The following is a 14,213-nucleotide window of genomic DNA, read 5'->3' as shown; positions in this document are numbered from 1 at the left end:
AAGATGAATTGGCCTGAAAAAGTGACAATTAAGGAAGTGGGTCCGCGTGACGGGCTGCAAAATGAAAAGGTCATGATACCTGCACAAAGCAAAATGGAATGGATCGATCAGCTCTCAGATACGGGATTATCTTATATAGAAGTGACTTCTTTTGTCCATCCAAAGTGGATTCCCCAATTGAGTGATGCCGTTGAGGTTGCTAAGGGAATAAAGCGCAATCCCGGTATCACTTATGCGGCCCTTGTACCCAATCAAAGGGGACTGGAGTCTGCTCTTGAAGCTAATATCGATGAAATTTCCGTGTTCATGTCATCCAGTGAAACGCATAATCTTAAAAATATTAATAAATCAATTTCTGATACCTTTCCAATAATGAAGGATGTAATCGGGACAGCAGCAAACAGCGGAAAAACAGTTAGGGGCTATATTTCAACCGTTTTCGGCTGTCCTTATGAAGGGGAGGTTTCGACCGAACAGGTTTTCCGTGTTTGTGATCAACTGTTTGAATATGGAATCGATGAGGTCTCATTGGGTGATACCATTGGGGTCGCATCTCCAAGACAAGTTGCCTTATTCCTAGAACAGGCAGTAAAAAGATATGATATAAGCCGAATTGCTCTCCATTTTCATGATACAAGGGGTATGGCACTCGCAAATGTCCTTGAATCACTGAATTATGGTGTTGACACTTTTGACTCTTCGCTCGGAGGATTAGGGGGATGTCCGTATGCACCAGGTGCGAGTGGAAATGTGGCAACAGACGACCTGATCCATATGCTACATAAAATGGGAATTCAAACGGGAATCAATCCAGAAAAATTAATGAAGGCTGCGGCCATGATGCAAAGCTTTTTGGAAAAACCTTTGCCTAGCCATCAGATGGCTGTTTATAACGCACAATAAGAGAAATTGAGGTGAATTTATGACTTCATTAGTGGAGATCAGTCATGAAGATAAGGGAATTGCCCTCGTGACTTTGAACCGGCCTGATGCTGCTAATGCTCTATCCACAGAACTGCTTCATTGCTTAGTCGAAGGGCTGTATGAATTGAAAAGAGATTCCAATTTACGAACGGTCATTTTAACGGGAGCAGGTGAAAAGGCGTTTTGTGCAGGTGCGGATCTTAAGGAACGAGCAGGTATGAATGATGATAAAGTCAGGGAGACAGTCAAGTTGATTGGTGACACGATTACGGCTGTAGAAAACCTTCCCGTTCCAGTCATCGCCGCGATTAACGGCTCGGCTTTTGGCGGAGGGCTGGAGTTGGCACTCGCTTGTGACATACGCATCGCATCGGAAACGGCTAAGGTTGGGCTGACAGAAACGTCATTGGGCATCATCCCAGGCGCCGGCGGTACTCAGCGACTGCCGCGGATAGTCGGAATGCCGACAGCGAAAGAACTGATTTATACGGCAAGGAGGTTGGATGCAAAAACCGCACATGCCTTGAAAATCATCAGTCATGTATATTCACCCCAACATTTACTTGAGGAAGCGAAAAAATTGGCTGGGGAAATTGCAGTCAATGCCCCATTAGCACTCAGGGCTGCAAAAGCGGCGATCAATCAAGGGGCTGAGACTAATTTGAAAACAGGATTGCAAATTGAAAAAGACTGCTATCAGACAACTTTAAAAACTCGTGACCGACTGGAGGGTCTGTCAGCATTCAAGGAAAAGCGCAAACCGGTTTTTAAGGGCCAATGATTTCAATTGAAGGAGGAACAGGGATGGTAACGACGGATAAACTAACCGAGACGGTTGAAACGATTAAAAAAGGCGGTTTAGAAAAATATCATCAAAAAAACGCTGAAAAAGGAAAGCTTTTCGTACGTGAAAGGCTAGAGCTGCTTTTCGATGAAGGGGTTGAATTAGAGGACGCTTTCTTTGCTAATTGTGCCAGTGAGGGATTGCCCGCTGATGGTGTAGTTACAGGCATCGGGAAAATCAATGGACAGAGGGTCTGTGTCATGGCCAATGATTCGACTGTAAAAGCTGGTTCCTGGGGAGCAAGGACCGTCGAGAAAATCATTCGCATTCAGGAAACAGCTGAAAAGTTGCAGTTGCCGCTTCTTTATTTAGTCGATTCTGCCGGGGCACGAATTACGGATCAAGTAGAAATGTTTCCGGGACGCCGCGGAGCCGGACGCATCTTTTACAACCAAGTGAAGTTATCAGGAAAAGTCCCGCAAATTTGTCTATTGTTCGGTCCATCTGCCGCAGGCGGGGCATATATCCCAGCTTTTTGTGATATTGTCGTAATGGTTGATGGCAATGCATCCATGTATTTAGGTTCACCGAGAATGGCAGAAATGGTCATTGGCGAAAAGGTGAGCGAAGAGGAAATGGGCGGAGCGAAAATGCATTGTTCTGTGTCAGGATGCGGGGATGTGCTTGTCAAATCGGAAGAAGAATCCATCGCGTTTGCGCGCAGATACTTAAGCTATTTTCCAGGAAATTATCAAGAAAGGCCCAAAAGCGTTAAACCCGAGCTGCCTGCGGATTTCGAAAAAACATTGGAAGAACTGATTCCCAAAAATCAGAATGCACCCTTCAATATGTATGACCTGATCGATAGGGTTATAGACAGGCAATCGTTTTGTGAAATCAAGAAACTATTTGCACCCGAATTAATTACTGGTCTTGCAAGGCTAAATGGACAAACGATAGGGATCATAGCCAATCAGCCGCGTGTCAAGGGCGGCGTCCTGTTCCATGATTCAGCTGATAAGGCAGCCAAGTTCATCAATTTATGTGATGCTTTCCATATACCACTGTTGTTCCTGGTGGATATTCCAGGATTCATGATTGGGACGAAGGTCGAACAGGCAGGGATCATTCGCCATGGTGCGAAAATGATTTCGGCCATGAGTGAAGCCACGGTTCCCAAGATTTCTGTCATTGTCCGTAAGGCTTATGGTGCTGGACTATACGCGATGGCTGGTCCCGCTTTTGAACCGGACTGCGTACTTGCCTTACCGACGGCACTGATTGCGGTCATGGGGGCAGAAGCTGCGGTCAATGCAGTCTATGCCAATAAAATAAATGCGATGGAACCAGAAGAGCGCCTGGCATTCATTGAACAGAAGCGCAATGAGTATAATGAAGATATCGATATCTACCGCTTAGCCTCCGAAATGATTGTTGATGGCATCATCCAGCCAAATGCCCTGCGGGATGAATTGAGCACCCGGTTTGAAGCGTATAGCAGTAAGCAATTGACATTTACCGATCGTAAACATGGAGTCTATCCCGTTTAAAGAATTCAATAAACAAGCCCGGTCATCATGACCGGGCTATTTATCATGTATGAAAATAAATGATTTTTTTAAATAATTAGAAAATTTTTCTGATTTTGAGTTGCTAAATTACACAAGGAAGAGTACTATAATTAGTAATTAATGATTTACTAATTACTTAATCCCATACTTAGTGAAAGAAAGTGAGAGTTGCCATGGCTCAGCAGGTAAAAAAGAAATATATTACTCCAGATGGATACACAGCAGATATTGCGATCTTTACGATTACTACGAAGAAAACGGCAGAGAAAGCCCCGCCTGAAATGTTTTTGAAGCTATTATTAATCAAACGTGCCACAAAAGATAAAGAAGGAGGTCCCAATGTAGAAGGAGATAAATGGGCCTTACCCGGAGGCTTTGTCAATGCTGGCGAGACTGCCTATGAAGCAGCTAAACGAGAATTGAAAGAAGAAACGGGTGTAGCTGGATTCCATGTCAAGCATTTCGGGGTTTATGACCGGCCGGGACGCGATCCCAGGGGATGGATCATATCCAATGCTTTTTATGCAATTGTCCAGGAAGAGTTTCTTCATCAAAGAAAAGCGAATGACGATGCAGCCGAAGTTGAATTGTTCACGATTCAGGAAGCCTTGCAATTAGATCTTGCATTCGATCATTATACAATTATAAACGATGCGATGAATTTAATGAAAAAAGAAATGGTGCAAACGACGATAGCCCAAAAATTCCTGCCGGATGAATTTACACTTTCTGAACTGCAACGGGTTTTGCTGACAGCCAGAGATGATGCAAAAATCAGCGCAGACTCACTTTTTTATGCAAAAGCCCCGAAACTCCCGTTTTTGGAGAAAGTCTTGGATGAAAAGGGAATGCAGAAGAAAACGAAACGTAATTCGTATCGGCCTTCACAGCTTTACCGATTTAATGCAGAGGTTGTCATGGACTCTATTTACTATTGAGGGGGAATTGTGCTATGGAAAAAAAGGCATTGATCAATATAGATTATACGTATGACTTCGTGGCAGACGGGGGTTCATTGACCTGCGGGAAGCCAGGCCAGGATATCGAGAAGGCTCTTGTCAGTATTACCAAGGGTTTTATCGAACAAGGTGAATACACGGTCTTCGCGATTGATTTACATGAAGAAGGAGACCGCTTACATCCCGAATCGAATTTGTTTCCACCGCATAATATTAGCGGTACAATGGGTAGAGACCTATACGGGGCGTTAAAAGAGGAATATGAAACAAATAAAAATCAAAAGAATGTTCATTATATAGATAAAACACGTTATTCGGCCTTTGCAGGAACGGACCTTGATATCCGCCTGCGGGAACGTCACATTACCGATGTATATTTAGTCGGGGTTTGTACAGATATCTGTATTTTGCATACGGCAATCGACGCTTATAATCTAGGCTATAAAATCTTTGTATATGAAAATGCAGTGGCCTCGTTCAATGATGCCGGTCACCATTGGGCGCTTGGACATTTTAAAGGATCTCTTGGAGCAACCATTCTATAATATTCATTAACTCAACAGAATAGAAGGGAAGCGAATGCTTCTCTTTTGGGAGGAACTATCCATGGAAAAAAAGTACAACGACGACAGTTACGCATTACACACTGATCTTTACCAAATCAATATGGCCCAAACTTATTGGCAGGACAAAACACATAACCGAAAGGCAGTTTTCGAAATATTTTTCAGAAAGCTTCCATTTAACAGCGGATATGCGATTTTTGCTGGACTTGAAAAAATTGTCCATTACCTTCAAAACTTTTCCTTCTCGGAAAGTGATATCGACTATTTAAAAAATGATCTGCACTATGATGAAGAATTTTTGGATTATTTGCGAAACATCCGTTTCACGGGAGCGATCCGCTGTATGAAAGAGGGAGAGCTTGTCTTCGGCAATGAACCGATTTTACGGGTGGAGGCACCGCTCGGTGAAGCTCAACTCATTGAAACTGCGCTGCTTAACATTGTGAACTTTCACACACTCGTGGCAACAAAAGCTTCGCGCATCAAACAGGTCATCGGTGAAGAATCTGCCCTTGAATTCGGTTCAAGGCGGGCGCAAGAAATGGATGCTGCAATTTGGGGAGCGAGAGCTGCCTATATTGCTGGCTTTGATTCCACTAGTAATGTACGTGCTGGAAAACTGTTCGGCATTCCGGTTTCAGGAACGCATGCACATTCCATGATCCAAGCTTATAAAGATGAATATACGGCTTTTCATAAATACGCTGTTTCCCATAAAGACTGTGTATTCTTGGTTGATACTTATGATACATTGCGTTCTGGCATCCCGAATGCAATCCGTGTTGCCAAGGAACTGGGCGATAAAATTAATTTCATTGGCGTCCGTCTTGACAGCGGTGATTTAGCTTACTTATCAAAAGAAGCACGACGTATGCTTGATGCAGCAGGGTTCCATGATGCGAAGATTGTCGCTTCAAATGACTTGGATGAATATACGATCATCAACCTGAAACAACAAGGAGCAAGAATTGACATTTGGGGCATCGGAACCAAATTGATTACGGCTTATGACCAGCCAGCGCTCGGTGCCGTTTATAAAATGGTTTCAATAGAGGGTGAAGATGGGAATATGAGAGATACCATCAAAATTTCTTCTAACCCAGAAAAGGTTACGACACCTGGCTTAAAACGAGTATATCGTATCATCAATAAAGTGAACCATCATGCTGAAGGTGATTATTTGGCAATGGAATATGAGAAGCCGCAGGAACAGGAAAAATTAAAAATGTTTCATCCTGTCCATACCTTCCTAAGTAAATTCGTCACGGATTTCGATGCGGTTGATCTGCATGTGGATATTTTCAAGGATGGAAGTTTGATTTATGAATTGCCAACCATAGACGAGATTAAGGCATTCACGCAAAAAAATCTCCAAGTATTATGGCCGGAGTACCTGCGTGCACTTAATCCTGAAGAATACCCGGTAGATCTAAGCCAGGATTGTTGGGATAATAAAATGAGGAATATAGATGAAGTTAAAGCCAATGTAGAAAGAATGCTAACGAAATGACAATCCTATTTTATTAGAAAGCGGGGCTTTGCCAATGCGTCCATTACAAAAAGAAATCGTAAAAAAATTACTTGTCCAACCAACGATCGATCCTGAAGTCGAATTCAGGAAAAGTGTTGATCTATTAAAAGGGTATATGAAGAAAAATACGTTTCTGAAAAGCTTAGTACTTGGAATATCTGGAGGGCAAGATTCAACACTGGCGGGGTATATTGCCCAAACCGCTGTCAATGAATTGAATGAAGAAACGAATGGCAGCGACTATAAGTTTGTTGCTGTAAGCTTGCCATATGGAGTACAGGCTGATGAAGATGACAGGCAGCTTGCTTTAAAATTCATCAAGCCAAGCCAAACGGTTACAGTCAACATCAAGGAAGCGGTGGATGCATCAGTAAAAGCTGTGGAAGAAGCAGTTTCTGAAAAGCTAACGAATTTCTTAAGGGGAAATGTTAAAGCACGTGAGCGAATGAAGGTACAATATGATTTAGCCGGACTTTATAAAGGCGTCGTGCTTGGTACGGACCATGCAGCAGAAGCGATCACAGGTTTCTTTACGAAACATGGTGACGGCGCAGCGGATATCATTCCATTATACCGATTAAATAAAAGGCAAGGAAAAGAAATCCTGAAATTCATCGGTGCACCTGAGCGTCTTTATACGAAAATACCAACGGCCGATTTAGAAGATGACAAACCGTTACTTCCTGATGAAGCGGCTTTAGGCGTTAGCTACGATGAAATCGATGATTACCTTGAAGGCAAGGAAATCAGAACGGAAGCTGCTGAAATCATCGAAGGTTGGTATACTAAAACCGAACATAAACGCAATGAAGCCATTAACGTTTATGATACTTGGTGGAAATAAAAGAAGCTGATAAGTTTTCCCGCATCACATAAGATGCGGGTTTTTTTGCAAGAACATAACGAGCAACTTGGCCAACACATCAGTATTGAAATTTTACCGGCAAAGGGGAAAAATAAATGTCGACTCAACATATGGATTTATCCAGGATTATTGAAAAAACGAGCAAGGAAATGGAATTCTCGGGTGTAATCGGTGTGAAAGCAGGAGAAGATCTGATCCATAGCTCGGCACATGGCTATTCCAATCGAGCGGATGAAATCATGAATACGACCGAAACAAAGTTTGGAATTGCTTCTGGGTGTAAAATGTTTACGGCGATAGCCATTTGCCAGTTAATACAAAAAGGGAAACTTAGGTTCGATTCTAAGCTTAAAGACTGTCTTCCGATCGTGTTTCCTGATTTTAACCAAAATGTAACCATACATCACCTCTTAACACACACTTCGGGCATTCCTGATTACTTTGATGAAGAAGTGATGGAGGATTTTGAAGAGCTTTGGCAGAAAAATCCGATGTACCATATAAAAAGATTAAAAGATTTCCTGCCAATGTTTCAAGATGAGGTGATGATTTTCGAACCCGGGGAAAGATTTCATTACAATAATGCAGGCTATATTTTATTAGGATTGATTGTTGAGGAACTAACTGGACTTGAATTTTCCGAATATATAGACAAGAACAACTTTCTGCCTTGTGAAATGAAAAATTCCGGTTATTTTTCCATGGACCAGCTTCCTAAAAATACTGCATTAGGGTACATTGACGAAGAAAATGGAGCATGGAGAACAAATGTTTATTCCCTTCCGATCAAAGGCGGTGCGGATGGAGGTGCGTATATTACAACATCAGATATGTTCAGGTTTTGGGAGGGGTTATTTTCCAATCAATTACTGAATGAAGCATATACCAATCTTTTATTGAAGCCCCATATTGCTACGGAAGATGAAGGGGAATACTATGGATATGGCATATGGATAAGTAAAAAAAATGAAGCGATTTTCAAATATCATCTTATGGGGTATGACCCGGGTGTAAGTTTCAATTCTGCGGTATATCCGGCAAATCGATTGAAAACCGTCATTACTTCAAATGAAAGCACGGGTCCATACCATATTACTTGCGCGATTGAGAAAGAATTATAAAAACAAATAGAACCTTTCTGCTTGTGAAGGTTCCCTTTGTTTATAGTCCATGTGAATTCATTCATGGAGAACCTGTTTTAGATTGAAGAAAGGGACGAATTCGCTTTCAATTGCTCCATTGTTTACAGAACTTCTGGATTTTCAAGTAAAGATAATTCACCTGTATCTTTATTCAAGACGCGGCACATTTCTTGTCTTGGGAAGAACTTTTAAGGAGGCAGATTTCTTTAGGTATCAAGGCTTTTTCAAACAAAGAATTTGTATATTTAGATATCTTGAAGTAGAGTATATTTAATATAACATTATTTTAACCGGTATTTTCCGATGGAGGTTCTTTTTAATTTATGAAGGCAAGATATGAACTCGCGAACATGAACTTAACAGTAAGCAATGTGACTTTACGTAATGCGGCGGATAGTTATGTCCTCTTGAAAGCTGCAGATGATCAAAATAATGAAATCACGATCAAGCTTTCCCACGATCAAGCGGAATTTCTGGAAGCGGAATTAAGGGAAGTAAATCGCCGTCGCAGGGAAAATAGTCCTGATATATCCGGAAATGACCAGGAACGTATTAATGACGACGATTCTTTCAATCTGTTTAGCATTGATTTATTCAATGAAAGTGATCCGAAGTAATTGATAGTATATGCTTATTTACCCCGAATCAAATTTTCTTCTCTGTATCCTTACTTCCGGTTAAGATGATGCTACAGAGAGTTTATCATTCCCGCCAATACAAAATCCGAATTTCAAGTTATTAAAGGCCATTTGGAATGGAATGTTTTAAGCAAGGTGACCTATCGTTACCTTTATTTTGATTGCTTGAAAAAATTCTTCACCAAAAGGAATATGGATGATAGTACAGCAAAAATCATGAAAAATACGATGAACCCCCAAAGGCCTACCGCCGCATCTTGAAACTCCATATTCCCCCTGCTGGTAAGGGCTTGCTGTATTTCAATGGCAAATACTAAAACAACCATGACTGTAAAGGTATAAAGGAAAGAGAGTATCGTTATCCCAAAACGCATCCGGGAAATTAAATTAGATAAAAATAACACGAACAAAAATATGATGATACCTATGATTCCCATTATCCAAAAATGCAAATCTTTGTCCGTTGCATTTGAATTTAATGTGTCACTCACAAAGAATAGGATGAAATCGTGAAGATTATTGACGATTTCAGCTAATATCTGGATGATTTCTTTCATTTTTCACACCTCCAATCCTTAGATTATAGCAGGTTATAAATCTATATAGAAGAGGGGGGGCCAGACTAACCTTTGATGGAAGTATTATGAAAACATAGACATACTAAGGGAAGTATATTCCGGGTAACGTAAAAAAAGCATAAGTGAATGAATTGGGAAGTCAGGACATTTAACGTCAGTTTAACTAAGATTATAGTTAATAGATCAACCAAAATACATAAAAAAATAAAGTATAAGCGATTCATGGAAAGTAGGTGTGTCTATTTCCAATGTTTTAATGCCTTAAGCGATCTTAGCCATGGTTGTTTTGATCGGTTTCTTAAATATAATGCTAGTAAAAAATATCTTTACTTAATGCTTTCATGGTTGGAGGAAAAAAGAATGAATGATGTACATAATCATGTGTTAACGGTAATTGATTTTATGAAAACCGGTCACAAAACCTACTTTGTGAAAGTCATCGGTTTTGATGGTGAATCCGGACAGGATTTTGAAGGCGAAGTTAAGTTTGTCGGTGATTTGCCTTTTGGGGATTTGATACATCCTGAGCGGTCACATCTATCTTCCACTTGCAGGGAGTTTGTTCGGGATGATTTGTTGCACAGATACAATTTAGGGCAGTTTGAATGAAGCGGGGGCAATTTTTATAGAGATTCCAATGAGATGACATTTTGCTCACTTGTTTAAAATTGGTAAAATGCAGGGTATAAAGAATATGGTAAGTAGGAACTTTTTTATGCCAATCTTCTCTTTTAACTGACAAAATAGCATATTTCTCCCTATTTAACTCTCGGACTTTAATCCTTATAATGTTAAATAGGAAAATATGACATTTAGTGTAGGATTATACTGTTTCTGAGGTGAGTTTCATGGTTTATGCAGATATTTTGAGTAATATACACTCTGCTATCTCCAGTAAAAAAGCTGATTTGAATGTGAAAATTGAACGTTTAGAAAATGCGAAAAACGATATTATAAAAGAGCAGAGCATGTGTCTGAACGAGATTAGGAAAATAAAAGACCCTGAGCTAGGTGGCAGCTGGACAGGGAATCGCTCGGATCAATTTCAGGAAGCCCGTCATGATGCCTATAATGTGATGTTTAGTATCATTCATGACGATTATGACGATTACCAATGGAAAATCGAGGCAATGATTACAAAGCTGAATGCCGAAAATACTCTTCTGAGCATAGCAGGGAATATAGCCCAAGAAGCCGACTCCCTTTTGAGCAAAGGCGAAGAGGCATTTGAGCAGCTGGAAAGTAAAATATCAGATTTAAAAAGGCGGTTGTTTTAATGACGACAATCAAACTGAATCATCCTGCCGTAACGAAGCAAGTCGATCAGGTGAAGACGGCACTTGGTACAGTCACGCTTGGAAATTTGCCGGCAGGCGAGCTTGGCAGCAATAAATTGGAATTCACCTCGAAATGGATCGACCGGGAAACGAACCTGGAAAAGGTCTTCGAGCAATATATTAAAATTGTCCAGAAAAATGTGGAAGATACCCGTGCCAACATTGACTTATTAAAAGAACAGGATGAAGCAATCGCCCATACGTCTTCACATGGGTATCAGCCGCGATGAAAATATATGAAGCTAAGACATTAACGGCCGCAACCAAGTCGCGCGCCAAGCAATATGAAGAACTAAAGAAGGAAGTCGCAGCCCTGAAAAAGGAATTTCAGGGCATCGTCGGCTTGGACAACGAGTTTCAAGGAGCCGGAGCCACTGCCATCAAAAGCTTCTATGAAGCGCAAATCGAGGTGGCGGACGCCTGGATGGAACTATTCACGACCCAGATCAGTTTTTTGGAAGGCATTCCGGCCAGTCTGGATGAGGCGGACCTATCCGGAAATACGGTGGTCGAGGTTCCCTTTTTAGATGGGGAAGTCTCGAATGGAATCAACCAAGCGAAGTCGCTTGTCGATGAACAAGCGAACGATCTTCAAAGGATCCTAAACAGCATTGACGATATCCTGCCTCTTGATATGTTCGACCAAAAGGACTTTAATGAAAAAATCACGCTGGCCGGACAAAGGCTGGATGACACCGTGACAAAGGTCGAGAATGTCGACCGGCAATTGGTGGAGGAATATGATGTGTCCGTCGGGCAGGAAAACGTGGCCGTTGGCCTCTTCCGCGCCTTGCTTGATGCCACCAAACAGGACGGCACCGTTTCGCCGATGACGTTCAACCAATCGGCATTCAAGAACAGTGACGTCTATCAAGTGAAGGATGAAGTCGCCGGTCAGATGAAAGACTATCAAACCTTCAAAAGACAACAAGCCGAAGCCCGGGTAATCGAACAAGAAATGGAAGAACTCGAAAACCGCCCATGGTACGAAAAAGCCTGGGATACGACAAAAACCTTTACAGGGGAATTCACGGGATATTATGATTCTATCAGGGCCTCAATCGGAGTCGATCCAGTAACGGGCCGCAAGCTGTCCGATGCCGAACGAATCGCCGCCGGCGCCATGGCAGCAGCTGGATTCATACCCGTCGTTGGCTGGGCCGGCCGGGCCATCAAAGGCGGCAGCGCCCTATACAAAACCGCCAAAGGACTCAACGCAGCGAACCATGCCCTCGATGCCTATAAAACGACAAAAGGCTTTAGCCTCCTTCAGAAAACCGAATACGGGATATACGGACTCCTCGCAGCCAACGGCCTAGGCGAAGCCGTCACCGGCAAAGACATGTTCGGCAACCAGCTAACCGAGGAACAGCGCCAGAACGGGCTGTTGATGGCACTCGGAATCGGCGGTGTGGCAGGTGCGGCCAAGGTCGTTGATAAAGTAGCAAGTGGTACAAAATTCATCCCTTACAGCAAGGAATTTGCGCAAAGGCAGGTTCAGAAGGCTCAAGCTACAATAACAGACATAGCGAGATCAGGAAAAACCACGTTAAAAAATATAGGTAATGAAATAGGTAAGAAAGAAATCCCTAAACGGATAAGTATGGAACAAGTATCCCTCGCAGGGGGACCAAGCCTTCGCCAAGTTGTGATAGAAAAGCAGACAATTAAGGAAGCCTATCAGAAATTTACGGTGAAGGATAGTAAAGTCGAGGGTGTTTCAGGGAAGAGTATTTCTAAGGGTACGAGTAATAAAACCAGTCAGGTTCCAGATGGTATCATTAGGGATGGAAGTCATATGCATAAAGATAGAACGTTAAAACAAAATGTTAAGTATCAAGCAGGAGAATATGAGTATTTATATGAGACAGACAACATGGGGAGACTTATAGAGTTTGATGCAGATGACTTAAAATTAACAGAAAGAGCAAGTAGATTACCACATAAATCTAATACACCAGGAAAAGAAGCCGGAGATCATGCTGGACACTTAGCTGCTGATAGATTTGGAGGTTCTCCTGATTTAGATAATCTTGTATCTCAATCGAGTAGTGTAAATTTGAGTAAATACAAGAAGTTAGAAAATCAATGGGCTACGGCTATAAAAGAAGGGAAACTTGTTTCCGTCAATGTTAAAGTTAATTATGATGGGGATAAAATGAGACCGAGTGGTTTCGATATAGAATATGAAATAGATGGACGTGTGAGATTCATTAGTATAGAGAATTAGGAGGTATAGCTATGGAAAAGGTATTTGAAGATTACTTTTCAGAGTACCAATCAGATATGGTGGCCATTTGTTTAGAGTATGTCGATAATAAAGCAGATGATATATATATATATTGTTCTTATGAACCAAAAATGTATGTTTTTGATGTTTTCTACAAAATCAACGGAAAGATTGTTCATAAACATCAATTAAATGAAGCAATAAAAAACTTTGAGGGTCAACATAATGTAGTGTATGATGTTTCAAGAGAAAGACAGAAGGCTACTTTAAGAATCGGGAATGAAAATTTGAAACTTATCCATAAAAAGTGTGAAGAATTTAATAAAGAAATGCCTACTGAAATAAAATTACATTATAATGTGAAACAAAACAGTTTAAAAGGTCAATACAAATATGATTTAGTATATTCTAATGATGACGAACTACTGCCTGATGATATCTTTGATATATGGTTCGAAGAAGTGAAACAAAGGAATTTGTAAATAAGACCTTGATTGGCTTTTGCCTTTCAAGGCTTTTTTGCTTTAATTGTTTTAAGGTTAAAGTAATCACATATATGGATTAAAAATCGGGATGGGAGTGTACGCAAGTGGTCGTTTAACGTGACATAAAAGTAAAGCAACCAAATCAAATAACGGAGTCGATCCACTAACCGGCCGCAAGCTGTCCGATGCCGAAAGAATCGCAGCAGGCGCCATGGCCGCCGCTGGATTCATCCCCGCCGTCGGCTGGGCCGGCCGGGCCATCAAAGGCGGCAGCGCCATCTACAAAACCGCCAAAGGACTCAACGCAGCGAACCACGCGCTCGATGCCTATAAAACGACAAAAGGCTTTAGCCTCTTCCAGAAAACCGAATACGGAATATACGGACTCCTCGCCACCAACGGCCTCGGCGAAGCCGTCACAGGCAAAGACATGTTCGGCAACCAAACTAACCGAGGAACAGCGCCAGAACGGCCTGTTGATGGCACTTGGAATCGGCGGTGTGGCTGGTGTGGCTAAGATCGCTGAAAAAGTAGCGAGTGGTACAAAGTTCGTCCCTTACAGCAGGGAATTTGCGCAAAAGCAGGGTTCAGAAGGTTCAAGCT

General features: G+C 41.7%; 17 protein-coding genes. 15 read left to right on the top strand and 2 right to left on the bottom strand.

What is annotated here, in order from left to right; all coding sequences use genetic code 11:
- Nucleotides 1-3: 3 nt before the first annotated feature.
- The 9 genes from J7J00_RS00440 to J7J00_RS00400 all read left to right on the top strand — a co-directional run bounded on the left by J7J00_RS00440 (nucleotide 4) and on the right by J7J00_RS00400 (nucleotide 8,959).
- The gene (locus tag J7J00_RS00440; protein WP_214786508.1) at nucleotides 4-903 is read left to right on the top strand and encodes a hydroxymethylglutaryl-CoA lyase; all 900 of its coding nucleotides are present in this window, start codon (nucleotides 4-6) and stop codon (nucleotides 901-903) included.
- Between the two features lie 19 nt (nucleotides 904-922).
- Nucleotides 923-1,705: an enoyl-CoA hydratase gene (locus J7J00_RS00435; RefSeq protein ID WP_214786506.1), complete on the top strand. Its 783-nt coding sequence runs from the start codon at nucleotides 923-925 to the stop codon at nucleotides 1,703-1,705.
- Between the two features lie 23 nt (nucleotides 1,706-1,728).
- On the top strand, nucleotides 1,729-3,258 hold the full coding sequence (locus J7J00_RS00430) for an acyl-CoA carboxylase subunit beta (protein ID WP_214786504.1): 1,530 nt from the start codon (nucleotides 1,729-1,731) through the stop codon (nucleotides 3,256-3,258).
- A gap of 194 nt (nucleotides 3,259-3,452) precedes the next feature.
- Entirely contained in the window at nucleotides 3,453-4,217 is a 765-nt protein-coding gene (locus J7J00_RS00425; RefSeq protein WP_214786502.1) for an NUDIX domain-containing protein, read from the top strand.
- Nucleotides 4,218-4,231: 14 nt separating this feature from the next.
- Nucleotides 4,232-4,783, top strand: coding sequence for a cysteine hydrolase family protein (locus J7J00_RS00420; protein WP_214786500.1), 552 nt, complete (start codon nucleotides 4,232-4,234; stop codon nucleotides 4,781-4,783).
- A 61-nt stretch (nucleotides 4,784-4,844) separates the two neighbouring features.
- On the top strand, nucleotides 4,845-6,314 hold the full coding sequence (locus J7J00_RS00415; protein ID WP_214786498.1) for a nicotinate phosphoribosyltransferase: 1,470 nt from the start codon (nucleotides 4,845-4,847) through the stop codon (nucleotides 6,312-6,314).
- Between the two features lie 34 nt (nucleotides 6,315-6,348).
- Nucleotides 6,349-7,179 carry an ammonia-dependent NAD(+) synthetase gene (gene nadE / locus J7J00_RS00410; RefSeq protein WP_214786496.1) on the top strand — a complete coding sequence of 277 codons (831 nt, stop codon included), beginning with the start codon at nucleotides 6,349-6,351 and terminating at the stop codon, nucleotides 7,177-7,179.
- 116 nt (nucleotides 7,180-7,295) lie between these two features.
- Nucleotides 7,296-8,321, top strand: a complete 1,026-nt coding sequence (locus J7J00_RS00405; RefSeq protein ID WP_214786489.1) for a serine hydrolase domain-containing protein — start codon at nucleotides 7,296-7,298, stop codon at nucleotides 8,319-8,321.
- A 344-nt stretch (nucleotides 8,322-8,665) separates the two neighbouring features.
- On the top strand, nucleotides 8,666-8,959 hold the full coding sequence (locus J7J00_RS00400; protein ID WP_098373753.1) for a hypothetical protein: 294 nt from the start codon (nucleotides 8,666-8,668) through the stop codon (nucleotides 8,957-8,959).
- 173 nt (nucleotides 8,960-9,132) lie between these two features.
- Here J7J00_RS00400 and J7J00_RS00395 read toward each other — a convergent pair whose 3' ends face one another.
- Nucleotides 9,133-9,537, bottom strand: a complete 405-nt coding sequence (locus tag J7J00_RS00395) for a hypothetical protein (protein WP_098373752.1) — start codon at nucleotides 9,535-9,537, stop codon at nucleotides 9,133-9,135.
- A gap of 381 nt (nucleotides 9,538-9,918) precedes the next feature.
- On the opposite strand from J7J00_RS00395, the gene J7J00_RS00390 reads away from it, so the two are divergent.
- From J7J00_RS00390 to J7J00_RS00370, 5 genes are all read left to right on the top strand, one after another.
- Nucleotides 9,919-10,167 carry a hypothetical protein gene (locus J7J00_RS00390; RefSeq protein WP_214786487.1) on the top strand — a complete coding sequence of 83 codons (249 nt, stop codon included), beginning with the start codon at nucleotides 9,919-9,921 and terminating at the stop codon, nucleotides 10,165-10,167.
- A 239-nt stretch (nucleotides 10,168-10,406) separates the two neighbouring features.
- Nucleotides 10,407-10,835: a YwqH-like family protein gene (locus J7J00_RS00385; protein WP_098373750.1), complete on the top strand. Its 429-nt coding sequence runs from the start codon at nucleotides 10,407-10,409 to the stop codon at nucleotides 10,833-10,835.
- Nucleotides 10,835-11,125, top strand: coding sequence for a YwqI/YxiC family protein (locus J7J00_RS00380; RefSeq protein ID WP_214786485.1), 291 nt, complete (start codon nucleotides 10,835-10,837; stop codon nucleotides 11,123-11,125). The genes J7J00_RS00385 and J7J00_RS00380 overlap by 1 nt, the downstream gene beginning before the upstream one ends.
- A complete protein-coding gene (locus tag J7J00_RS00375; protein ID WP_214786483.1) occupies nucleotides 11,122-13,125 on the top strand; it encodes a T7SS effector LXG polymorphic toxin in 2,004 nt (667 codons plus the stop codon). Before J7J00_RS00380 ends, J7J00_RS00375 begins: the two co-directional genes overlap by 4 nt.
- 11 nt (nucleotides 13,126-13,136) lie before the next feature.
- A complete protein-coding gene (locus tag J7J00_RS00370) occupies nucleotides 13,137-13,607 on the top strand; it encodes a DUF600 domain-containing protein (RefSeq protein WP_214786481.1) in 471 nt (156 codons plus the stop codon).
- Nucleotides 13,608-13,673: 66 nt separating this feature from the next.
- Here the strand turns inward: J7J00_RS00370 and J7J00_RS28780 are convergent, their stop codons facing one another.
- The gene (locus J7J00_RS28780) at nucleotides 13,674-13,871 is read right to left on the bottom strand and encodes a hypothetical protein (RefSeq protein ID WP_214786478.1); all 198 of its coding nucleotides are present in this window, start codon (nucleotides 13,869-13,871) and stop codon (nucleotides 13,674-13,676) included.
- On the opposite strand from J7J00_RS28780, the gene J7J00_RS00360 reads away from it, so the two are divergent.
- Nucleotides 13,789-14,127, top strand: a complete 339-nt coding sequence (locus J7J00_RS00360; RefSeq protein ID WP_214786691.1) for a hypothetical protein — start codon at nucleotides 13,789-13,791, stop codon at nucleotides 14,125-14,127. The genes J7J00_RS28780 and J7J00_RS00360 overlap by 83 nt on opposite strands.
- Nucleotides 14,128-14,213 lie beyond the last annotated feature (86 nt).

It is taken from the genome of Bacillus sp. ISL-4, from assembly GCF_018613275.1.
Classification (GTDB): domain Bacteria; phylum Bacillota; class Bacilli; order Bacillales; family DSM-1321; genus Peribacillus; species Peribacillus simplex_E.
The sequence above is the reverse complement of the archived record's forward strand: the minus strand, read 5'-3'. Positions and strand labels throughout refer to the sequence as shown.

Bases quoted from the DNA above. Each gene is read 5' to 3' on its own strand.
- J7J00_RS00430 (WP_214786504.1), top strand. From the start codon at position 1,729: ATGGTAACGACGGATAAACTAACCGAGACGGTTGAAACGATTAAAAAA.
- J7J00_RS00425 (WP_214786502.1), top strand. From the start codon at position 3,453: ATGGCTCAGCAGGTAAAAAAGAAATATATTACTCCAGATGGATACACA.
- J7J00_RS28780 (WP_214786478.1), bottom strand. From the start codon at position 13,871: ATGGCCCGGCCGGCCCAGCCGACGGCGGGGATGAATCCAGCGGCGGCC.
- J7J00_RS00405 (WP_214786489.1), top strand. From the start codon at position 7,296: ATGTCGACTCAACATATGGATTTATCCAGGATTATTGAAAAAACGAGC.
- J7J00_RS00420 (WP_214786500.1), top strand. From the start codon at position 4,232: ATGGAAAAAAAGGCATTGATCAATATAGATTATACGTATGACTTCGTG.
- J7J00_RS00440 (WP_214786508.1), top strand. From the start codon at position 4: ATGAATTGGCCTGAAAAAGTGACAATTAAGGAAGTGGGTCCGCGTGAC.
- J7J00_RS00435 (WP_214786506.1), top strand. From the start codon at position 923: ATGACTTCATTAGTGGAGATCAGTCATGAAGATAAGGGAATTGCCCTC.
- nadE (WP_214786496.1), top strand. From the start codon at position 6,349: ATGCGTCCATTACAAAAAGAAATCGTAAAAAAATTACTTGTCCAACCA.
- J7J00_RS00370 (WP_214786481.1), top strand. From the start codon at position 13,137: ATGGAAAAGGTATTTGAAGATTACTTTTCAGAGTACCAATCAGATATG.
- J7J00_RS00400 (WP_098373753.1), top strand. From the start codon at position 8,666: ATGAAGGCAAGATATGAACTCGCGAACATGAACTTAACAGTAAGCAAT.
- J7J00_RS00385 (WP_098373750.1), top strand. From the start codon at position 10,407: ATGGTTTATGCAGATATTTTGAGTAATATACACTCTGCTATCTCCAGT.
- J7J00_RS00395 (WP_098373752.1), bottom strand. From the start codon at position 9,537: ATGAAAGAAATCATCCAGATATTAGCTGAAATCGTCAATAATCTTCAC.
- J7J00_RS00380 (WP_214786485.1), top strand. From the start codon at position 10,835: ATGACGACAATCAAACTGAATCATCCTGCCGTAACGAAGCAAGTCGAT.
- J7J00_RS00390 (WP_214786487.1), top strand. From the start codon at position 9,919: ATGAATGATGTACATAATCATGTGTTAACGGTAATTGATTTTATGAAA.
- J7J00_RS00415 (WP_214786498.1), top strand. From the start codon at position 4,845: ATGGAAAAAAAGTACAACGACGACAGTTACGCATTACACACTGATCTT.
- J7J00_RS00375 (WP_214786483.1), top strand. From the start codon at position 11,122: ATGAAAATATATGAAGCTAAGACATTAACGGCCGCAACCAAGTCGCGC.